This is a genomic window from Rathayibacter sp. AY1C5 (assembly GCF_002931705.1).
Taxonomy (GTDB): Bacteria; Actinomycetota; Actinomycetes; order Actinomycetales; family Microbacteriaceae; genus Rathayibacter.
On the sequence record NZ_PSWD01000035.1, the window covers coordinates 1 to 22067 of the forward strand.

Here is a 22067-nt window from a genome sequence, read left to right on the forward strand (position 1 = left end):
GCGTCGGCCAGTGGGCGGGCCCCGACTCGCTCCCGCTCCTCCCCCAGCCCGGCTCCGCGTCCCGGCATGTGCGCGGCCGCCGCGTCCTGCAGCGTCTCGGCGAGCTCGCGGCGCTCGAAGCCCGCGGCCTCGGCCCGTGCCGTCGAGCGGGTGTTCATGCCGCGCCAGTCCGGGTCCGCGATCCACAGCGGGAGCGAGTCGGGGCCCGCCCACTGGCCGACGCCGCGCTCGAGCAGCCACTCCTCCGGCACGGCGACCGGCTCGGCGGACGACCCGCCGCGCGCCACGGCCAGGTGCTCGGCGAACGGCACGGGGGTCCCGCAGACGTTCATCACGCCCTCCACCCGCGCCTCGGCGGACGCCACCAGCCAGGCGGCGAGGTCCCGCACGTCGACCACGGACGTCGGCAGTCCGGGCGCATCCGGCACCAGCACGGGCCCGGACCGCGCGCTGAAGCGCCAGGGCCAGTAGGAGGAGCGGCTCGTGGGGTCGCCGGGGCCGCCGATCAGCCCGGCGCGCGCGATCAGGGACGGCGCGGATCCGGCAAGCACGGTCTGCTCGCAGGCGGCCTTCGCGGCGCCGTACGAGGCGGGGTCGTCGGAGGGAGGGAGCAGCTCGGCGTCCTCGTCCGCGCCGACGACCGCGTTCTCGGCGTAGACGCTCGTGGTCGAGACGAGGACGTAGGCGCTGCAGCGCAGGTCGCGGACGGATCGGCGGACGTGCCGCGGGGTCGAGGAGACGTCGATCACCGCGTCCCACGGTGCCGCAGCCACGGCGTCGAGAGCGTCCTCGCGGTCGCGGTCGGCCCGGACGAGAGACACCCCCGCGGGCACGGCCGTCCCCCGCGCGAGGCAGGTCACGTCGTGGCCGCGCCGCAGCGCCTCCGCCGCGAGGTGCCCGCCGAGCCAGCCCGTGCCTCCGAGGATCAGCGTTCTCATCCCCGCATGCTCGCACGGGCCGCCTCGCGCGAGGCCCGCTGAGGTGCCCGAGACGGTTCCGAGAACGCTAAGAGCTGCATCCCCGGGCGACTCGACGCAGTGGGCGCCGAGCGAGCGCCTCAGCGACAAGGGCCCCCTCCACGAGCCCCCGGACACCCGACCACCCGAGCCCGCCCGCGTCCTCTGTCCGGAATCACGCGGGCGGCTCGGGTGCCCGAGCGGCTCACACGACGACGAAGGCGTCCAGGATCAGCGAGTTGCCCGTGGAGGCGGCGTTGCGCTTGCTGCCGCGGCGGATGGTGATGGTGTGCTCGCCGGCACTGAGGGTGCTGCTGGTGAACACGGTGCGGGCCGAGCGGTTCGTGGCGCTGTAGCGGTCGACGGAGGCGACGAGCACGCCGTCGATCAGGACCTCGTTGATGCCCGAGGTCGGGGTGATCCGGCTCACCCAGCTGACCTTCGTGCCCCGGAAGCGGAGGGTCGCCGAGGCCGTGGAGGTGCTGGAGTACGAGATGCTGCCGCCGCTGTCGGCGGTGCTCGAGAGCGTCGCCCAGGTGCCGACCGTCGCGATGACGGCGGCTCCGTTCTGGTACGTCCCCGCCGCCGGCAGCGTCGAGGTCGGGGTGGGCGTGGACGTGGCCGTCGGGGTCTCGGTCGGAGTCGGCGTGTCGGTGGGCGTCGGCGTGCTGGTCGGAGACGCCGTCGCGGTGGGGGTGGGCGTCGACGTGGAGACGGTCCCCGCGGTCACGACGAAGGCGTCGAGGATCAGCGTGGATCCGGTGGACGCCGGGTTGCGCGTCGTCCCGCGGCGGATCGTGACCGTGTGGGTGCCGGCGGCGATCGGCCCGCTCGTCCAGACCGTCTGACCCGAGCGGGTCGTGGGGCTGTAGCGGTCGACGGTGGCGACAAGGACGCCGTCGAGCAGCACCTCGTTGATGCCGGAGGTCGCCGTCATCCGGCTCACCCAGCTGACGCCCGTGCCCGAGAAGCGGAAGCTCGCGGACGCTCCGGCCGAGCTGGAGTAGCTGATGCTCCCACCGCTGTCGGCGGAGGAGGAGATCGTGCTCCAGGTGCCCGCCGTCGTGATGAGCGGCGAGGAGTTCTGGTACGTGCCCTCGCCGGGGATCGACGAGGCGGGCTCGTCGGGCAGCGGAACGACCGGCTGCTCCGCGAGCCAGCGGTCGAACGTGTCGAGCATGTCCTTGTTCGTCAGGCTCGGCACGTTGTGGCCGTTCGGAGCGCCCTCGGTCGGCGTGTAGAGGACCACCGCCTCCTTCGCGACGGGCTTCGCGAGCGCGACCCACGCCCCTCCGTGCACGGCGATCGGGACGAGGACGTCCTCCGTCGAGCCGGTCGTGCGGATCCGCGCCCCCGCCCACGAGGCCTGCGGCAGCAGCGCGGGGTCGGTCGCCGGGATCGTCGAGGGGTCGTTGTCGTAGTCCGGCAGTACGCGCCCCGGATCGCGGCGGGCCATGTCGGCCATGTCGTAGACGCCGGCCGCGTGGTACGCGCCGCGGATCTCGGGGACCAGCTTGTTGCCGTACGCCCAGCAGAGCAGCGCTCCGCCGCCGGAGTTCGAGCGGAGGAAGCTCGCGCCGATTCGCCACGTCTTCTGGAACCAGGCGACCGCGTCCACCTGCATGGCGACGGCCCGCTTGTTCGTGTAGATGCTGCCGCCGTAGTTGGGGCAGATCGAGATGACGCCCTTGTCGACGGCCTGGTCGGCGCTGTACTGGTAGGCGCCGGACAGGGCCGCGTAGGTGCTCCCGTTGGCGTGGTAGTACCAGTAGACGACCCGGCCGATCCGCTGCGAGGGGACCGCGGTGTGCGGGACGAAGAGCCGCGCGCGGTCGGTGCCGATCATCACGTCGATGATCTGATACGGCTTCTTCCCCACGCGCGAGATCGCCGTGTCGCTGCGCCCGAGCTCGTTGGGCAGCGGCGGGATCACGCTGTAGTCGGGCGCCGCGGACGCGGTCATCGCGTAGGCGAAGGCGGATCCGACGCCGAGGGCGGCTCCGGTGAGGACGAGACGGCGGCTGTGGCGCGCAGGAGAGGACATGGGATCCCGACGTGGAGAGGGCTGCTCGGTCGGCGGAGCCTGACCGGAAGGTGTGAGGGGGGTGCTGCGGTCCGGATCGGACCACCGTGGAGGGGGCGCGGTGCGGTCCTTCGGGGGACCGTGCGGACGGGCAGGCGCGAGTGCATCCTCCCGCGTCCGCCGCGCGACCACCAGACCCGCTTCAGGGACACCCGCGGCGGCGCTCCCACCTGGCGTTCAGCGGCGGAGCGATCCGGAGAAGGTCCTGGTGAGAGCGCTATCTCGCGCCACTGCTCTGGAGATGCCCGCCACGGGAGCGGAACTGCATCGTGTCGGTGGCGGAACTCCGGGGCGGCACGGGGCCGGCACGGATCCAGGCCGCCGTGCGCCCGGCGCGAGGGCCATGCGCACGTCAACACTCTCGCGGGAGACCCCCGGATGAGTCTCGTTATCTGAGCACGACCTGATCGCTGGTTCAGCGCCTGCTCTCCCCCCTCTGAGTGCCGACCGGATCGAGGGCCCGTCGTCCGCCGCCCACGTCCCGTCTCAGGGGGACAGGGCGCCTCCGAGCCGCGACCTATCGTGATCCCGCTCCATCCGGAAGGCCCGGCGAGGCGCCCCGGGGGGAGGTCGATCCGTGTCGAACGCGCATGCCCGACCGAGCCACGACCGCTCGATCGCCCTCGGCCTGGTGCTGCTCCTGCTCGCCGCCGTCCTCGTGGTTCTGCCGGCGACGAGAGCTGCGGCGGCCACGGTCCTGCTCCAGGAGGGCTTCGGCGGCACCAGCGTCGCGGACTCGGCCTGGCAGGCGCTCGACGGGGGCTGCATCACCCGGGCGACGACCGCACCCCCGGCCGGGTCCTCGAACCTCGGCGTCTGCGCCAACCGGACTCAAGCCCCCGTCGCCGCGACGAGTCCAGGCTTCCTCCAGCTCACCGATGCCCGCAACGACGCCAAGGGCGGCGCGGTCTTCAACCGGCCCATTCCTGCCGCGGGCGGCATCGACGTCCAGTTCGACCAGTACCAGTACGGAAGCTCGCTGACCGGGGCCGACGGCATCGGCTTCTTCCTCACCGACGGCTCGAGGTCCCTCACCGCGGCGGGAGCTCCGGGCGGATCGCTCGGCTACGGCCAGTCGGCGACCGTCGACGGGGTGAACGGCGGCTACCTCGGGATCGGAATCGACGCCTTCGGGAACTTCTCGGCCAGGCCCCCCGCCGCGCCTACCCTCGGCCTCGGCTCCGACTGCCCCTCGAACTCCGGGTCGGCGCTCCTCACGGCGAACAAGATCGTGGCGCGCGGACCCGGGCAGGCCAAGAGCGGATACTGCTTCCTCCAGTCGGCCTCGCCTCCCCTGCTGACGTCGGTCCGCACGACGGCCACGACATCGACGGGCGCTCCGCCCGCGTCCTACGGGCGCACGATACGGATCATGGTCTCGGCTGCCGCCACTCCCGTCGTCACGGTCTACTGGGGAGGGACAGCGGGTCTGCCCGCCGGGCAGCTCGATCAGCTGATGCAGTTCACGATGCCGACCGCAGCGCCCTCGACCTACAAGCTCGGCTTCACGGCGTCCACCGGTGGATCGAACGACACCCACCTCGTCCGCAACGTCTCCGTCTCGTCCATCAACACTCTCGACGACATCACTCTGGTCAAGCAGATCGACCGCACCACCACGCAGCCCGTCGCCTACGCCGAGGGATCCGTCATCCCCTACCAGTTCGTCGTCACGAACGGGTCCATCCGGGGCACGCTCACCGGGATCGTCGTCACGGACCCGAAGGCCGCGAGCATCTCCTGTCCGACGACGACCCTGCTCCCGCTCGCCTCCACCATCTGCACGGGATCCCATACGGTCACGGCCGCCGAAGCGGTGGCCGGCTCGTTCGTCAACACAGCGACCGCTGCAGCGACGAAGACGGAGACGATCTCGAACGCCGTGACAACGACCCCCGTCACGAGCAGGACCGCCACCGTCACCGCCCCCATCGCCACCCCGGCTCCCGCTCTGACCCTCACCAAGACCGCCCTGCTCACCGACACGAACGGCAACGCCCAGGCCGACGCCGGAGAGCAGATCCGCTACTCCTTCCTCGCCCTCAACTCCGGCAACGTCACACTGCAGACGGTCGCCGTCGCCGACCCGAAGGTCACCGGCATCACGCCCGCCTCGACGCAGCTCGCCCCCGGAGCGAGCGCCACCTTCACGTCGGCGCCGTACACGGTGCTGCAGACCGACATCGACAAGAACACGTCGCTCGTCAACACGGCGACCGTCTCCGGCCGCACCCTGGCCGCCACGCCCGTGACGGTCACCGCGACCTCCACGGCCACCACGCCGATCCGCTACGCGCCCTCGATCTCGCTGACGAAGAACGGCACGATCCCGACCGGGGCCGCCGTGGGCTCGACCGTCTCCTACAGCTTCTCCGCCACCAACACCGGCAACACCGGGCTGAGCGCCGTCGCGGTCACCGACCCCAAGAGCGGGCTCTCCGCGCTCGCCTACTCCTGGCCGGGGACCGCCGGGCGCCTCGAGATCGGCCAGTCGGTCACCGCGACCGCGTCGTACACGCTCACGCAGGCCGACGTCGACGCGGGCCAGGTCCTCAACACCGCCACCGCGACCGGCACCCCTCCGACGGGCGCCGCCGTCACGGCCACCGCCTCGCGGACGGACACGATCACCCGCACGAACGACCTCGCGCTCACCAAGACCGCGAACCCCGCCTTCATCAGCGCCGCCGGCACCGTGGTGACCTACACCTTCCGCGCGACCAACACCGGCACCACCACCCTCACCGCGGTCGCGATCAGCGACCCCAAGAGCGGGCTCTCCGCTCTCACCTACTCCTGGCCGGGCACTTCCGGACGACTGCTGCCCGGCCAGGTCGTCACCGCGACCGCCGCCTACACGACCACCGCCGCCGACGTCACCGCCGGCACGATCGCCAACACCGCCACGGCGACGGCGACCGGCCCGACCGGCGTGGCGTTCACCCGCACGGCCTCGGTGAGCATCTCGGTGATCCCCGATCCGGCGGCCGACGCCGCGACGGTCGTGCAGGGCGGATCGGTCGTGATCGACGTGCTCGCGAACGACGGGCCCGCCGCGACCGGCGCGACCTTCTCGCGCGCGCAGCTCTCGGCGACCCCGAGGGCGATCGGAGGCGCGGCGACCCCCGCCCCCGCCACTCCCGTGCAGGGGTCCGTCTCCTGCGCCGCGAGCGGAGCGACCCGCGGCCAGTGCACCTACCGCCCGATCGCCGCCTACGTCGGCACCGACGTCTTCGACTACTCGCTCTCGGGCCAGTACGGCACCTGGAACGTGCGGGTCACGGTCACCGTCACCGCGCTGAACCGCGCGCCGGTCGCCCGGCCCGACCGCGTGGTCGCGACCACCGGCGGCCCCGCCGTCGCCGTCGCTCCGCTCGCGAACGACACCGACGAGGACGCGGGCGCGACCCTCGCCCTGGCCGGCACGAGCGTCCCGGCCGGGCTGCGCGGCACCTTCTCCTGCTCCGGATCCACGTGCACCTACACGCCCGCGGCCGACGGCTGGACCGGGAGCGCGACGATCGCGTACACGGTCACGGACGGCGCGCTCACGGCTGGTGGCACGATCACGGTGTGGGTCGATCCCGCTCCCCTCGTCCGGCGCGGCTTCTCCGGCACCGGCACGACGAGCGGAGCGGTCGGGCTCGGCGCCTGGACCAGGTCCTCCGTGGTCGCCACGCCTGTCGCGAGCTGCACGGCCGGTCGGCCGAGCACCCTCGTGAGCTGGTCGGCCGCCGCTGGAGCGACCGGCTGGACCCTCGAGCGCCGCCTCGCGGGGACGACGCCCGGCCCCTGGACCGTGATCGCGGCACCCGCCGCCTCCGCGACGAGCTTCACCGACGACCGGGTCGGTGAGGGCCGCAGCTACCAGTGGCGGGTCCGCCCGGACCTGCAGCGCTGGCTCGGAGTCGCGTCCGCCGCCTCGACCGCCGTCGCCCAGCCGGCCGTCACCACCGCCGGAGGCTGCTGATGCCTCCCCGCCGACACCCCTCTCGTCCTGCACGTGTCCTCGTGAGGGAGACCACGCCCGCACCGGGCACCACCCACCAGAAAGGAACGGTCGCCATGACCACCACAGCACCCACCCGTCGCAGCCCCTGGAAGAAGATCGCCCTCACCGGCGGCGTCCTCCTCGCCGCGGGAGCCCTCGCCGGCGCCGGCGCCTTCGCCGTGTTCACCGACTCCGGGACCGCCAGCGTCACCGCGGACGCCGGACAGCTCGACATCAACCTCGACGGCACCTTCATCGTGACGGACATCGCGCCCGGAGACACCATCCAGCGCCCGGTGACGATCGTCCTGCCGAACGCCACCAACGACGGCGACCTCGTCTCGTCGGTGCGCTTCTCGCAGGCCGTCACCAACGACGTCGTGGGATCCGACACCACCGACCAGAACCGTGTCGGCCAGTCTCTCGTCTCCGGCCCGAACGGCCTCGACTACCGCCTGCTGACCTGCTCCACCGCCTGGACGACCGCCCCCACCACGACTCCGGCGGGCCCGTACTCCTGCAGCGGGACCACCACGGTCACCGGATCCGGCAAGCTGTCGTCCATCGGCGGCCAGGCCGGCGCGGTCGACTTCACCCCGGCGAACTTCGGCATCACTCCCACCACGACCGGGACCTTCCCCTCGGACGCCGGTGATGTGACGCTGAACACGCTGATCGAGCTCGTCCTGCCGACGGCGGCCGACAACGCGTACGAGAACGCCTCCGCCACGGTCACCTTCACCGCCGCCGCGATCCAGCGCGCCGGCATCCAGAAGTAGACCGTCCGCCACCGCCTCCGCCCTGCCCGGCCGCCACCGGCGCGGGGCGGAGGCATCCCCCTTTCCCCGGAGTCGTCCCCATGCCCCACGCCCGTGCGCTCGTCGCCGTCCTCGCGGCGGCGCTCCTCGCGCCCGCGGCGAGCGCCGAGCCCGTCGGCGTGCTCGACGTGCGCGAGCTCTCGGCACCCGGATCCCTCACCGACCTCGCTCCGGGCGACCGCGCCGAGTGGGCGGTCGAGGTGACCAGCACCGGCCTGTCGCCGCAGGGGGTCTCCGTGGCCTTCGCGGTCGACGGAGGCACGCTGGCGCAGGACCCGCGCGACGGCCTCCAGCTGTCCGTCGAGCTCTGCGACGCGGCGTTCACCGTCGCCGAGGTCGTCGACGGGGAGCGCACGGTCGAGCGCTACCTCTGCCCGGAGGACGCGATGCCGCTCGGATCCGGGCCCGCGGCGATGCTCGGACGGCTCGTCGGTGTCCGTCCGCTCGAGCGCGGGGCCACCGTGGGGGTGCGCGTCCGCGTCCTGTTCCCGGAGTCGGCCGGCAACGGGACCGAGCTCGCGGCGGCGTCGCTGCGGGTGCTCGTGGGCACGACGGAGGAGGATCCCTCCGCGACGCCCGGCCCCGGCTCCTTCCCCGGAGCGGCGGGCGGCGGGCTGGCCGTCACCGGCCGCGACCTGGGCGCTGCGCTCCTGGGCGGGATGCTCGCCCTCGGCTCGGGCGCCCTGCTCGCCGCGGTTGCGCGCCGTCGTCACCGGAGGGAGCAGGCGTGAAGGCCCTCCGCGCTCTCCTCGGCGGACTGGTCACGATCGTGGCCGTCGCCGGCATCGCCGTCTTCGTCCTCTCCGCGCTCGGTCTCGTGCGGCTCGTGCCGGTGCTGTCGAACTCGATGGCGCCCGGGATGCCCGTCGGCTCCCTCGCCGTCACCCTGCCCGTCGACCAGGCCGCGATCCGCGCCGGCGACGTGATCGTCTTCACCGACCCGGACGATCCGGGCCGCCGCGTCATCCACCGCATCACCCTCGTCTACTCCGAGGAGGAGGCTGCGGCCCTCCGCGGCCGCGAGCCCGGCCAGCTGGCGCTCACCACCAAGGGCGACAACAACGAGTCGGCCGACCCGTGGATCGTGACGATCGCGGACGAGCGGATCTGGCGCGAGAGCTCGGTGGTGCCGCTGCTGGGCTGGCCGAGCATCGGCCTCGCCCACCCGGAGGCGCGGTTCGCGCTCTTCGCCGCGGGCGGCGCGGTCATCGTGGGCGCGCTCCTGATCGCCATCTGGCGCCGCCCCGCGGAGGTCGCCCCATGAGCGGCGCGCACCGCTCGTCGGACGGCACGCCGCCCCCGGAGCCCCTGCGTCCGCCCGCTGAGCACGGGCGGCACAGCGCCCGGCCGTCCTCCCGCGACCGTGGAGCCCCGCGCCACTCCCCCGAGGTCCGCCGCCGCGTGGTCTCCCGCGCCGGCCTGGCGGGACTCGTCGCCGGCGCGCTCGTCCTCGGCGCCGCCGCCACCGCCACCGCCGTGCTCCTGGACCGGGGCTCCGTGAGCGCGCGGGTCGCCTCCGGCACCGTCATCGCGACGTTCACCGGCACCGGAGCGACGACCGTGCCGGTCCCCGTCGCGGGACTCGTCCCCGGCGGCACGGCCCGGCGCCTCCTCGACCTGACGAACGCCGGGACCCTGCCGATGTCTGCCCTCCAGCTGCAGACGGCCACCGGCACCGACCTCTCGGACGGCCTGCAGCTCGCGATCGAGCGCTGCTCGCAGTCCTGGTCGGCCGACGCCGCCACCTGCCCCGGCACCGTCACCACCGTGTCGGCCGACCGCCCCGCCGCCTCCCGCCTCGACCTGCCCGGCTCCCCCGCCCTCTCCGTCGGAGCGACCGACCACCTCCGCCTGACCGTGCGCCTCTCGGAGTCCGCGCCGTCCGCCGCGCAGAGCACCTCCGCGACCCTCACCGTCACCGTCGTGGGCCTGCAGCGGCCGGGCCGCCAGCTGTAGGCGCGGCGGGCCCACGCCTCGGCAGCACCACCGCCGCGCCGTCCCCTTCCGCGCTGAGGTGCCCGGGACGGCCGTCGACACGCCGGAGAGGGCGACCGTCTCGGGCGACTCAGCGGGGCCGCGGGCACCTCGGTGATGCCTCGCTACTCGCGCAGGGCCGCCACGGCGTCGTGGAAGCTCGGCACGTCGGAGAGCACGCCCTCGGGGCCCAGCACCGTCCAGGTCGTGCCCGTGCGGATCAGGACGCCCAGCTCCTCGGCGGGCCAACGGCGGGTGCGGCGCAGCTCGAGCACGAAGACTCCGGGACGCGCCTCTCTGATCTCGGGAGTGCGCCGGTCGGGCAGCATCACGAGTCCTCCCCGAGGGTCAGCGGTAGACGCTCCACTCCTTCTTCACGATCCGGCGCTCCTCGCCGTCGACCGCGACGATCCACTCGCCGTCCTTCTTGGCCACGACCCGCCCGCGCAGGTACTGCGGCTCCCAGCCGTCGGCCTTGTTGACCCACTTCACGAACCGCGCGAACCGCCCCGGTGCCACGTCGTCTCTGGACATCTCTCGACTCCCCTCGTCGTCACCGGCACGTCCATCGCCCTCCGTCAGGAGAGCACCTCGCCCAGCGCGAGGGGGACCTCTCCTGTGAGGTCTCGAAGCCGGTTCACCGACGGTAGAACGCGCTGCTGGAAGTGGACGAGACCGTTGACTGATCGACGATCGTCTGGCAGTGGGGTCAGGATGCGGCAGCGGAATCAGGAGTCGAACAGCACGTGCGGCCGTCCGGCGTCGACGATCACGCGGGCGCGCACCCCGTAGACGTCCGCGATCAGCGCCGGAGTGAGCACCTCCTCCGGGGTGCCGCCCGCGACCACGCGCCCCTCGCGCAGCACCAGCAGCGCGTCGCAGAACAGGGCCGCGAGGTTGAGGTCGTGCAGCGCGACGACCGTGGTCACCGGCAGCGCCCGCACCAGGGCCAGCAGCTCCAGCTGATGGCGGATGTCGAGGTGGTTGGTCGGCTCGTCCAGCAGCAGCTCGCGCGGCTCCTGCGCCAGCGCCCGGGCGATGTGCGCGCGCTGCCGCTCGCCGCCCGAGAGGGTGTGCCAGAGGCGGTCGGCCTTCGCCTCGAGACCCACCTGCTCGAGGGCGCGCTCGATCGCGCGCAGGTCCTCGGCCGTGTCTCCGCCCAGAAGGGAGCGGTGCGGTGTCCGCCCCAGCCGGACGACGTCGCGGACAGGGAGGTCCGCCTCCGTCTCGGCCTGCTGCGTCACCGTGGCCACGGCCCGGGCGACCTCGCGGCGGCGGAGCGAGCGGAGCGGCGCGCCGTCGAGGGTGACGACGCCGGCGTCCGGAGCCGCGGTGCCCTGCAGCAGCCGCAGCAGCGACGACTTGCCCGAGCCGTTGGGCCCGAGCAGTCCCACTGTCGAGCCGGGAGCGGGGCGGAGCGAGACCCCGTCGACCACCAGACGGCCGCCCCGGCGCCACGAGACCCGGTCGGCCTCGAGCGTCACGAGCGGCCCCTCCGCCGCAGGAGCAGCAGCATGAACACCGGCACGCCGACGAGTGCCGTGCCGACCCCCACCGGCAGCGGAGTCGGCGCGAACGCCACCCGCGATCCGGCGTCGACCCACGCCAGGAACACCGCGCCGAGCAGGATCGTCGCGGGGATCACCCGCGAGTGCCGCTGGCCGAACACGAGTCGCGCGGCGTGCGGCAGCACCAGCCCCACGAAGCCGATCGCGCCGGCGATGCTCACCAGGGTCGCCGTCAGCAGGGCCGTCACCACCAGCAGGAGGAGGCGGGTGCGGCCCACGTGCACGCCGAGCGACGCGGCCACGTCCTCCCCGAAAGCGAACGCGTCGAGCGTGCGCGCCGCGGCGAGGCAGACCACGGAGCCGAGCAGCACGACTCCTCCGCTCAGCGCCACGTCGTCCCAGCGCATGCCCTCGAGGGAGCCGAGCAGCCAGAACATCACGCCGCGCGTCTCGTCCGAGTCGGCGAGCGCGAACACGATCAGCGAGGTCAGCGCCGAGAACAGCTGCGTGCTCGCCACCCCCGCCAGGATCACGCCCGAGGTGCCGCCCGCCGAGAACCGCGTGAGCAGCAGCACGAAGCCGAAGGCGACCAGCGCGCCGACGAAGGCGCCTCCGGAGAGCCCGACCACTCCTCCGCCGACCCCGAGCACGCCGACGAGCACCGCGCCCGTGGAGGCTCCGGAGGAGACGCCCAGCACGAACGGGTCGGCGAGCGGATTCCGCAGCAGCGACTGCAGGATCACTCCGCACACGCCGAGCCCCGCCCCGCAAGCCGCGGCCACGAGTGCGCGCGGGAGGCGCTCCTGCCAGACGATCGCGTCCTCGGCCGCACGCACCGGGACGGAGGCGAGCCCGAGGTGGTTGAGGAGGATGTCGCGGACGTTCACGAGCGAGACGTCGGCCGGGCCGAGCGTCACCGCGACGCCGACCGAGAGCGCCAGCGCTAGCAGCCCGCCGACGACCAGCGCGGCGGCGGCAAGGCCCCGCGGCACCCGGCGGACGAGGACCGCGCCCGTGCTCGTGTGCGTGCTCAGAGCGAGGCCCCGTTCTCGTCCCACCAGGCGCGGATCTTCTCGAGCCCGTCGACGAAGCGGATCGACGGGTTCATCTCGGCGCCGTGGAGCGCGATGAAGCGGCCGTCCTGCACCGCGGGCAGGCTGCTGGTCAGCGGGTCGGAGCGGAGGAACGCGGTCTTGTCGTCGAGGCGGTCGCCGGGGAAGCGGTCGCGCTGCAGGTCGCCGAGGACCAGGACGTCCGGGTCGGCCGCGACGACGCTCTCCCAGCCCACGGCGGGCCAGTCCTCCGTGCGGTCGGCGAAGACGTTGGTCATGCCGGTCGTGGTGCCGAGCATCGAGGCGAAGTTGTAGCCGCCGGCCATGTAGGGCGTCTTGGTGTCGGCGAACCAGAAGGCGACGCTCCGGCCGCCGAGGTCGACCCCCTCGGTGGCGGCGGCGGCGCGCTCCTGCAGTTGCGCGACCAGGGCGTCGCCGCGCTGCTGCACGTCGAAGACCTCGGCCAGCTCGTGGATCTCCTGGTAGAGGACGTCGACGGTCAGCGGGACGGTGCGCGTGCCGCTCCCGCCGTTGACGCTCGCCCCGTTGTCGCAGTCGGAGGGGGCGAGGTAGGAGCCGATCCCCGTCTCGGCGAGGCGGTCGCGCGAGGCGACGCCCTCGGGCGCGTAGTGGCGGCCGAAGGAGGCGGTGACGAAGTCGGGGTCGGCGCCGAGCAGCACCTCGTAGGTGGGCGCGTTGTCGGCCAGGCGCGGCACGCTCTCGTTCGCGGAGGCGAGGGTCTCGAGCACGGGGTCGGTCCAGGAGGCGGTGCCGACCATCCGGTCCTCGAGGCCGAGGGACAGCAGGATCTCGGTCGAGTTCTGGTCGAGGGAGACGACCCGCTGCGGAGGGGCGGTGACGGTGGTCGCGGTGCCGCAGTCGTCCAGCATGAGCGGGTACGAAGTCGTGCCCTCCCCCGCGGCGGCCGTGCTCTCGGGCTCGATCTGCTCGGAGGCGCCGCAGCCGGTGAGGGCGAGCAGGGTCAGGGCGGCGAGGGCGAGGGCGGCGGGGCGCCGTCGGTGCGTGGACATGGATCTCCCGTGGTTCGTGGGCGTCGGTCGTCCGCCCGGTTCATAGGCCCGGTTCATGGGCCCGGTTCGCCGGCAGGGCTCGTCGGCCCGGTCCGTCGGCGGGCGGCACCCGCGTCTCGGCGCGGAGCCCGGGTAAGCATAGCCTTACCTCACCTGCCCCATCCATTCGCGCCAGTCGATCCGCGCCACCGAGCCCTCGGCCGCCCTCGGCCCGGCCCGCCGGCGACTCCGCAGAAGTCGCCGTGGTCGCGCGCGCACGGACGGCGACCTCCGAGTTCTCATGTCACCCAGAAGGCCCGGAACAGCCGAGTAAGCGGACACCTGTCGCGCACCTCGCCTCCGCAGCCCCCAACCAGGTGGACAGCACCCCGGACACGGTTCCCCTGAGGGCGGGAGAGCGCGATCCTGAACACCGACGATCGACGGCTCCCGCCCCACCGCCCGCCGACCGTCACGGAAGGAACCCGTTGCCCCGCCACTCCGCCCGCACCGCCGCCTCCGGCCGGTCCGCGCTGGTGCGCAAGGCCGACGCGTCCGGCTACCGGCCCGAGATCGAGGGACTGCGCGCCGTCGCGTCCCTCCTGGTCGCTACTTTCCACATCTGGCTGGGCCGCGTCTCCGGAGGCGTCGACGTCTTCTTCGTGATCGCCGGGTTCCTCGCCACCCTCACCCTCCTCGGCCAGATCCGCCGGTTCGGGCGCGTGCGTCCGATCGCCTTCCTCCGGAGGCTCGCCTCGCGGCTCTTCCCGGCGGCCGCGGTGGTGCTGGTCGTCGTCGCGGCGCTCGCTCCGCTCCTCCTGCGCCCCTCGCAGCTGCTGCAGACCTTCACCGAGGTGCTCGCCTCGACCTTCTACGTCGAGAACGTCGCGCTCGCGCGGGCCGGAGTGGACTACCTCGCGCAGGACGACTTCCACTCGCCGGTGCAGAACTTCTGGGCGATGTCGGTGCAGGGGCAGTTCTACCTGATCTGGCTCGCCCTGGTGCTCGTCGCGACCCTCGCCGCCGTGCTGCTGCGGCGACGCGCGCAGCTGCCGCGGTTCCTGCTGGCGCTCGTCGCGGCGCTCACCGTCCTCTCGTTCGCGTTCTCCGTCGTGCTGGTCGGGATCGACCAGCCGACCGCGTACTACAGCACCCTCGCCCGCTCGTGGGAGTTCGGGCTCGGCTCGCTCGCGGCCCTCGTGCTCCCGGGACTGGCGATCCCGGCGGCCCTGCGGACGGTCGCCGGGTGGTTGGGGCTGATCGGAGTCGTCTCCTGCGGGTTCGTGCTCCAGGTCTCGAGCGCGTTCCCGGGCGCCGCCGCGCTCTGGCCGACCCTCTCGGCGGTGCTCGTGCTCGTCGCCGGGACCGGCCCCGCCCCGGAGCGCGGCGTCGGCCGGCTGCTGGCCCTGCGCCCGCTCGTGTGGCTGGGCGGCCTGAGCTACGGGATCTACCTCTGGCACTGGCCGCTCCTGGTCTTCTGGCGCGAGAGCAGCGGCGAGGACCCGACCGCTCCGGCGGGCGTGGGCGTCATCGCCGCCGCGATCCTCCTGGCCGCCGCCTCGAAGCGCTTCCTCGAGGACCCCCTCCACCGCCGCGCCCCCGCCGAGCGCCCGCACCGCCTCCGCGCGCTCGCCCCGGCGGCCCTGCTGGCCGTCGCCGCCCTGGTCGGAGCGACGGGCCTCACCGGAACGAACGCCGCGATCGCCGCCGACCTCACCCGCGCGCACGCCCTCCCCGTCTCGACCGAGGGCTGCGTCGGAGCCGCGGCGCTCGCGAACGCCTGCCCCGACTCCTGGACCACGAGCCTGCCCGCCGTCGACGCCTCGGAGGACGGCTCCGCACTGAACACCGACGAGTGCAGCACGGGCAACTCCGGCACCGCGCTCAAGGAGTGCCGCTTCGGCGATCCCGCCGGCCTCCGCGTGCTGCTCATCGGCAACTCGCACGCGGCGTCGTTCTTCCCGGCGCTGCGCGGCGTCGCGGAGGAGCGCGGCTGGGACCTGCACACCTACTACAAGACGGGCTGCGTCTTCTCGACCGCGGAGCGGCGCGACGACTCCGCCTCCTCCCGCCGCTCCTGCGACGTCTGGAACGGGAAGCTGCAGGAGGAGCTCGCGGGCCAGGAGCCGTACGCGCTCGTCGTCACCGCCTACTCCGCGAAGAAGTCCGTGTTCGTCGACGCGTCCGGCACCCCCGACGAGCAGGCCGGCATCGACGGGTTCCACGAGTCGTGGGCGCCGCTGATCGCCCGCGGATCCACGGTGGTCGCGATCCGCGACAATCCGGTGCTGCCCTCGCTCTCCCTGCTGGCCTGCGCCGAGGAGCCGGGCTCCGCGGCCGACTGCAGCGTGCCGCTCGACGAGGCCTTCGCCGACCGCGAGCTGATGGCCGCCGCCGCCGAGGACTGGCCGGGCGCCGCCGCCGTCGACCTCACCCGCTGGTTCTGCGACGACCGCGGCTGCCCCCTCGTGATCGGCGGAGTGAAGGTGTACCGCGACCTCGGGCACCTCACCGAGTCCTATGCCCGGACCCTGGCGCCCTACCTCGGCGAGGCGCTGGACGCGCTGGTCGGCTGAGGGCCCTCGCGCTCGCCTCCGGACGCATGCAAGACTGTTTATACGAACAGGGATCGGAGGAGCCGATGGGCCACTCTCACGGCGTTCCGGCCGGCTCCGCCGCCGCACGGCACCGGCGTCCGCTCGTGGCCGCCTTCGTGCTGACCGCGGCGTTCATGGTCGTCGAGTTCGCGGTCGGAGTCGCGACGGGCTCGCTCGCGCTGCTCTCGGACGCCGCGCACATGGGCACCGACGTGCTGGCCCTCGGAATGTCGATCGCCGCGATCTCGCTCGCCGCCCGCCCCGCCGCGAAGGGCCGCACCTACGGCTCCTACCGCCTCGAAGTGCTGGCCGCCCTCGCCAACGGCCTGCTGCTGTTCGCTGTCGCCGCGTTCGTGATCGTCGAGGCCGTCCGCCGCTTCGCCGAGCCGCCCGCGGTGCCCGGCGGCCCCCTCCTGATCACCTCCGTCGTGGGCCTGGCGGTCAACCTCGTGAGCCTGCGCCTGCTGTCCGCCGGGGCGAAGGAGAGCATCACCCTCCGCGGAGCCTCCCTCGAGGTGCTCGGCGACGCGCTCGGCTCGATCGGCGTGATCGTCGCGGCGATCGTGCTGCTCACCACCGGCTGGGCGTGGGCGGATCCGATCGTCGGCGTGCTGATCGGGCTGCTGATCCTTCCCCGCACCTGGTCGCTGACGCGGCAGGCGCTGGGGATCCTGATGGAGTCGGCGCCCGCGCACGTCGACCTCGCAGCGCTCGAGCGCGACGTCTGCGCCGTCCCCGGCGTGCTCGCGCTGCACGACCTGCACGTGTGGACGATCACCTCGGGCATGGAGAGCGCCACCGGCCACGTGGTCGTCGCCCCCGACGCCGACTACCGCACCGCGCTCTCGCGGGTGCTCGCCGTGCTCCGCGAGCGCCACGGCATCGACCACGCGACCATCCAGTGCGAGCCCGAGGCCTTCCCGGAGACGACGCATCGCGTCTGAGCGCGGGGGTGGCTTACACACCCGCACGCCTCCGCATGCCCACGACCCTCCAGGACTCGTCGCACTCGGCGCCGACTGCGACGACTCCTGGCTTCTCGCCGACGCGGGCCCCGCGCGCCCCTGAGCACCTTCCGATTGTTGACGTGAACATGTACAGTCGGCCGTCAGGGCGCGTTCACGTGAACATGCCCGCATTTCGATGGCGAAAGAGAGACCGCATCAATGTCGATGTCCTTCAGAAGGGTCGCCGCGCTCGCCACGAGCGCCGCCCTGGCCACAGGAGCACTGCTGGCGATCCCCGCCGCAGCGGCCCCCGCTCAGGCCGCGGACGCGTTCCGCATCACGCCGAACCCCGCCGCCGCCGGTGAGGCGTTCGAGGGCTGGGGCACCAGCCTCGTCTGGTTCGCGAACGCGACCGGCGATTATCCCGAGGCCCTCCGCGAGGACCTCTACCAGAAGGTCTTCGGCGACAGCGGCCTCGACCTCAACATCGCCCGCTACAACATCGGCGGCGGCAACGCCTCCGACGTGAAGGACTACCTCCGCCCGGGCGGCGCCGTCGAGGGCTGGTGGAAGCCGAACCCGGCCGGCGACGCGTCGACCTACGGCGGCACCTCCACGAAGCTCGCCGACCGCGACGCGCTCCTGGCCAAGTGGAACGCGGACGACCCCGCCTCCTACGACTGGACCGCCGACGAGACGCAGCGCTGGTGGGTCGAGAGGCTGGCCGAGGAGAAGCAGATCTCGCACTGGGAGGCGTTCTCCAACTCCGCCCCGTACTTCATGACCGAGAGCGGCTACGTCTCGGGCGGCTTCGACGCGAACAGCGAGCAGCTGAAGCCCGCCGCCGAGGAGCAGTTCGCGAAGTACCTCGTGAAGGTCACCGAGCACATGGAGGACGAGTACGGCATCGAGTTCGACACGCTCGACCCCTTCAACGAGCCGAACACGAACTACTGGGGCACGCAGCTCTCCAACGGCGTCCCGACCGGCGGACGCCAGGAGGGCATGCACGTCGGCCCGATGCGCCAGGCGGGTCTGATCCCCGACGTCACCGCCGCGCTGGACGCTTCGACCACCGACGCCGGCCTCGCCGCGATGGACGAGACCAACCCCGACATCTTCGCCACGAACTGGGCCGCCTACTCCGCCGCGATCCGCGCCGAGGTCGACCGGATGAACGTCCACACCTACGGCACCTCGGGCCGCCTCAAGGTCCGCGACCTCGCGAAGCAGGCCGACACCGACCTGTGGATGAGCGAGATCGAGGGCAACTGGGTCACCGGCTTCGACCCCACCAACATGGAGAACGGCCTCGGCATCGCCGGCCGCATCAACGACGACCTGCGCGAGCTCGAGCCGAAGGCGTGGGTGCTCTGGCAGCCCGTCGAGGACTACTACAACATGCAGCAGCCCAAGCCCAAGGGCGAGAACCTCAACTGGGGCTCCGTCTACATCGACCTGGACTGCAAGCCGTACCAGGAGAACGGAACCGAGGTCTGGAAGTCGGTCCGCCGCGTCGCCGACGCCGGTGGCGACTCCACCAAGGCTCCGGTCTGCGGCGTCGAGACGAACTCGAAGTTCAACACCATCCGGAACTTCACCAAGTTCATCCACGAGGGCGACCACCTGATGCCCTCCAACGACAGCTCCTCCACCGCCGCCGTCCGCGGCGACGGCTCGGGCGCGACCGTCGTGCACACCAACAGCACCGCGACCGAGAAGACCGTCGTGCTCGACCTCTCCCGCTTCGGCACCATCGCCGACACCGCGACGGTCACGCCGTACGTCACCACGAAGGCCTCCTCGGCCGCCGCTCCCACGAGCAACGCCCTGGTCGCCAAGACGCCGGTGAGCGTCGACCGCATCTCGCGCACCGCCACGATCACCGTGCCCGCCAAGTCGGTCACGAGCTTCTCGATCGACGGAGTCTCGGGAGTCGCCGACTCCGCCCCCGCCCTGCGCGACGGCCACCGCTACCAGCTGGTCGGCACCCAGAGCGGCAAGGCCCTGACCGGCAACCCCTCGGGCGCCGCGACCACGATCACCGGCCTCGCCACCGACTCCGCCACGGCCGCCAAGCAGACCTGGACGGTCCGCGAGGTCGCCGCCGGCGAGCGCGAGGCCACCCGCCGCGTCGTCCTCGTCAACGGCGACGGACGCGTGCTCGGAGCCACGACCGCCGGCACCGACCTGCGCTCGCTGTCCGTCGACGCGGCGAAGACGACCGCCGCGACCCGCTGGATCGTCAACACCACCGACGGCGTGAACTTCTCGCTCGTCAACGAGTCCATCGCCCAGTCGCTCGACGTGAACGGCGGCTCCAGCGCCGACAACGCGTCGGTCGGCGTCTACACCTCCAACGGCGGAGCGAACCAGTCGTGGTCCCTCCGCGACCTCGCCCCGACCGCCGGCCAGACGATCGCCGTCCGCACCACCGCGGGCGTCGCTCCGACCCTGCCCGCGAGCATCACCCCGCAGTACTCCTGGGGAGCCGGCGCACCGCTCGCCGTCACCTGGCAGCGCCCCGCCGACTCGGCGTACGGCGCGACCGGCCGCGTCGAGGTGCCCGGCACCGCGACCGACCTCTACGGCCAGACGATCACGGTCACCGCGCTCGTCGACGTCGGCGGACTGACCGCGACCGACCCCGTGTCGGTCACGGCCGCCGCGGGCGCCTCGGTCGCCGGAGTGAAGGCCTCGGCCCCGACGACGGTCCCCGCCCGCGTGGGCGCCTCGGCCAGCACCTTCCCGGTGCCGGTCGTCTGGGACTGGACGCCGCTCACCACCGCCTCCCTCGCCCGGGCCGGGCAGGTGACGGTCTCGGGAACGGCGACCGCCGACGGCGCGACGCTCCCCGCCACGCTCACGGTGCTCGTCACCACGGGCACGCTCCGCAACTTCAACCCGGACGCCGGCATCGTCGCGACCGCGTCGTCGTCGGAGTCGGGCTACGGACCGGAGCGCACCCGCAACGGCGTCGACGGCGACAAGGGCTGGTCGAACTGGACCAACGGCACCAAGGCCGCGCAGAGCTCGCTGACCTACACCTTCCCCTCGACGCACCAGGTCGAGAAGGTGTCGGTGCAGTTCCTCGCCGACGGCGGCACCAGCTGGGCGCAGACCTACCAGCTGCAGTACCAGGCCGCCGACAGCACGGCCTGGACCGCGGTCCCCGGCTACGAGTCGGCCGTGGCCCTCGCGTCGCCGGCCGGTGGAACGGCTCCGACCCTGGTCGCGTCGTTCGCGCCCGTCACGGCCAAGGCCTTCCGCGTCGTGATGAACGCCTACGACAACACCCACCTGATCGTGGCCGAGACCAAGCTCTACGAGTCGGTCGCCTCGCCCGCCGCGGTCGCCACCCTGGGCGCCCTGCGCGTCGGAGGAGCCGGCATCGCCGGGTTCGACCCGGCCCGCACCTCCTACGCGGTCACCGTCGAGGGCACGGCGATGCCGGTGATCGGAGCAGTGGCGACCGACTCGGCGGCCACCGTGCGCATCACCCAGCCGACGACGGCGAACGGCGGAGTCGCGACCATCGCGGTCCGCGCGGCCGACGGCTCCGTCACCTCGACCACGACGGTGACGGTGACCCTGAAGGCGCCCGTCGCCCTCGCGGTCGCGGTCACGGCGACCACCCGCTGCATCGCCGGCAAGGTGACGCTCACCGTCGCGGCGAAGAACCAGTCCGGCGTGCCGGTCTCGATGACCATCGCGACGCCCTCCGGGTCGAAGCAGGTCACCGGAGTCGCGCCCGGCGCGAGCGGCAGCGCCGCGTTCACCACGCGCGCGGCCTCGGTGCCGGCCGGCCAGGCGACCGTCACCGCGACGGGCACGGTCGATGGTGAGCAGGTCACCTCGGTGGCGACGGGAGCGTACGCGGCCCGCAGCTGCTGACGCCCCCTCCGACACGGACCGCCTCCGCCCCTCCGGGGACGGGGGCGGTCCGTCGTTCATCGAGAGCGGCGCTGCGGGGGCGGCGCGTCGCGGGATCCCGATACGACCGCGGCGCGGGCTACCCGATCGGCATGGATCCGTGCCGGTCGGGCGGCCGCACACCTCCGCGCCGGTGGAGCGACCGCGCACCCCCATGCCGGTCGACCGGCCGCGGCACGCGGAGTACCGAGACCCCGCTCAGTGCCCCGCGGCCGCCTCGTCGCGGGTGCGCAGGCGCGAGACGCCCATCACAACGGCCGCGATGACCAGACCCAGCACGAGGCCGAAGATCATCGAGACGAAGGTGTCGGCCAGCCACACGACGACCGGGCCCGCGCCCTCGACCGCGTGGGTGACGACGTGCACGAGGTCGTAGGGACCGTGCCACACCGTCTCGGCGAGGTTCGCGACGACGAGGTGCCCGCCGACCCAGAGCATGGCGAGCGTCCCGATGATGCTGATCGCGCGGAACACCACCGGCATCGACGCGACGATCCTCGCTCCGGTGCGCCGCACGCCGCGGGCCGCGTTCTTCATCAGGCGCAGGCCCACGTCGTCGATCTTCACGAGCAGCGCGACGGCGCCGTACACGAGCACGGTCATCCCGAGCCCGACCACCAGGAGCGCGCCGAGCGTGGGCCAGATCCCGAAGTCGGGGTCGAGGCCGTCGAGCGCGATCAGCATGATCTCGGTGCTCAGGATGAGGTCGGTGCGGATGGCGCCGAAGACGAGCTTCTTCTCGTCGCGCGCCTCCGTCTCGTGGCCGCCGTGCGAGACGCCGAACCACTCGAGCACCTTCTCCGCCCCCTCGAAGCAGAGGAACGCGCCGCCGAGGATCAGCAGGTACGGCAGCACCTGCGGCGCGAACGCCGAGAGCAGCAGCGCCAGCGGGATGATGATGACGAACTTGTTGAACAGGCTCCCCAGCGCGATCCGCCCGACCACCGGCAGCTCCCGCGCCGGCGTGAGGCCCTGCACGTACTGCGGGGTGACGGCCGCGTCGTCGATCACGACGCCCGCCGTCTTGGCGCTCGCCTTCAGGGCGGCGGTGAGGATGTCATCGACAACCGCGAGCAGGCCGACCGACATGTGCGTCTCCTTGGAGGTCCGGGGTGAGAGGGCTCACAGTATCGCGAGCTCCGCGGTCGAGCGGGCACGGGGAGGGGCGTGGGCCCGGCGGAGGGGGGTCCGGTGGAGA

16 protein-coding genes are annotated in these 22067 nt (G+C 73.1%); 8 read left to right on the forward strand and 8 right to left on the reverse strand.

The annotated features are described in order from the left end of the window. The coding region (locus C5C57_RS15980) for an NAD-dependent epimerase/dehydratase family protein (protein ID WP_104297850.1) at positions 1 to 938 on the reverse strand (938 nt) is incomplete at its 3' end. A 223-nt stretch (positions 939 to 1161) separates the two neighbouring features. Next, positions 1162 to 3000, reverse strand: a complete 1839-nt coding sequence (locus tag C5C57_RS18225; RefSeq protein WP_181027253.1) for a hypothetical protein — start codon at positions 2998 to 3000, stop codon at positions 1162 to 1164. Between the two features lie 616 nt (positions 3001 to 3616). On the opposite strand from C5C57_RS18225, the gene C5C57_RS15990 reads away from it, so the two are divergent. The 5 genes from C5C57_RS15990 to C5C57_RS16010 all read left to right on the forward strand — a co-directional run bounded on the left by C5C57_RS15990 (position 3617) and on the right by C5C57_RS16010 (position 9804). After that, a complete protein-coding gene (locus C5C57_RS15990; protein ID WP_104297851.1) occupies positions 3617 to 7009 on the forward strand; it encodes an Ig-like domain-containing protein in 3393 nt (1130 codons plus the stop codon). A 95-nt stretch (positions 7010 to 7104) separates the two neighbouring features. Further along, entirely contained in the window at positions 7105 to 7809 is a 705-nt protein-coding gene (locus tag C5C57_RS15995) for a TasA family protein (protein WP_104226366.1), read from the forward strand. Positions 7810 to 7889: 80 nt separating this feature from the next. Beyond that, positions 7890 to 8579, forward strand: a complete 690-nt coding sequence (locus tag C5C57_RS16000) for a hypothetical protein (RefSeq protein ID WP_104297852.1) — start codon at positions 7890 to 7892, stop codon at positions 8577 to 8579. Next, complete coding sequence (locus C5C57_RS16005; RefSeq protein WP_104297853.1) at positions 8576 to 9112, forward strand: signal peptidase I; 537 nt, start codon at positions 8576 to 8578, stop codon at positions 9110 to 9112. The genes C5C57_RS16000 and C5C57_RS16005 overlap by 4 nt, the downstream gene beginning before the upstream one ends. Beyond that, positions 9109 to 9804, forward strand: a complete 696-nt coding sequence (locus tag C5C57_RS16010; protein WP_104248042.1) for a peptidase — start codon at positions 9109 to 9111, stop codon at positions 9802 to 9804. The genes C5C57_RS16005 and C5C57_RS16010 overlap by 4 nt, the downstream gene beginning before the upstream one ends. A gap of 143 nt (positions 9805 to 9947) precedes the next feature. On the opposite strand, the gene C5C57_RS16015 is transcribed toward C5C57_RS16010, so the two are convergent. From C5C57_RS16015 to C5C57_RS16035, 5 genes are all read right to left on the reverse strand, one after another. Continuing rightward, complete coding sequence (locus tag C5C57_RS16015; protein WP_104223397.1) at positions 9948 to 10151, reverse strand: hypothetical protein; 204 nt, start codon at positions 10149 to 10151, stop codon at positions 9948 to 9950. 19 nt (positions 10152 to 10170) lie between these two features. Further along, positions 10171 to 10356 carry a hypothetical protein gene (locus C5C57_RS16020; RefSeq protein WP_104223398.1) on the reverse strand — a complete coding sequence of 62 codons (186 nt, stop codon included), beginning with the start codon at positions 10354 to 10356 and terminating at the stop codon, positions 10171 to 10173. A gap of 194 nt (positions 10357 to 10550) precedes the next feature. After that, the gene (locus C5C57_RS16025) at positions 10551 to 11306 is read right to left on the reverse strand and encodes an ABC transporter ATP-binding protein (protein ID WP_104297854.1); all 756 of its coding nucleotides are present in this window, start codon (positions 11304 to 11306) and stop codon (positions 10551 to 10553) included. Beyond that, on the reverse strand, positions 11303 to 12388 hold the full coding sequence (locus C5C57_RS16030) for an iron ABC transporter permease (RefSeq protein ID WP_104297855.1): 1086 nt from the start codon (positions 12386 to 12388) through the stop codon (positions 11303 to 11305). Before C5C57_RS16030 ends, C5C57_RS16025 begins: the two co-directional genes overlap by 4 nt. Further along, positions 12361 to 13413 carry an ABC transporter substrate-binding protein gene (locus C5C57_RS16035; protein WP_104297856.1) on the reverse strand — a complete coding sequence of 351 codons (1053 nt, stop codon included), beginning with the start codon at positions 13411 to 13413 and terminating at the stop codon, positions 12361 to 12363. The genes C5C57_RS16030 and C5C57_RS16035 overlap by 28 nt, the downstream gene beginning before the upstream one ends. Positions 13414 to 13880: 467 nt before the next feature. Here C5C57_RS16035 and C5C57_RS16040 point away from each other — a divergent pair, with 467 nt between their 5' ends. From C5C57_RS16040 to C5C57_RS16050, 3 genes are all read left to right on the forward strand, one after another. After that, entirely contained in the window at positions 13881 to 15968 is a 2088-nt protein-coding gene (locus tag C5C57_RS16040; RefSeq protein ID WP_146082450.1) for an acyltransferase family protein, read from the forward strand. A gap of 65 nt (positions 15969 to 16033) precedes the next feature. After that, entirely contained in the window at positions 16034 to 16933 is a 900-nt protein-coding gene (locus C5C57_RS16045) for a cation diffusion facilitator family transporter (protein ID WP_104297858.1), read from the forward strand. A gap of 228 nt (positions 16934 to 17161) precedes the next feature. Next, positions 17162 to 20830: a glycoside hydrolase gene (locus C5C57_RS16050; RefSeq protein ID WP_181069240.1), complete on the forward strand. Its 3669-nt coding sequence runs from the start codon at positions 17162 to 17164 to the stop codon at positions 20828 to 20830. Positions 20831 to 21067: 237 nt separating this feature from the next. Here C5C57_RS16050 and C5C57_RS16055 read toward each other — a convergent pair whose 3' ends face one another. Further along, a complete protein-coding gene (locus C5C57_RS16055) occupies positions 21068 to 21958 on the reverse strand; it encodes a DUF808 domain-containing protein (RefSeq protein WP_104223404.1) in 891 nt (296 codons plus the stop codon). Positions 21959 to 22067: the final 109 nt, after the last annotated feature.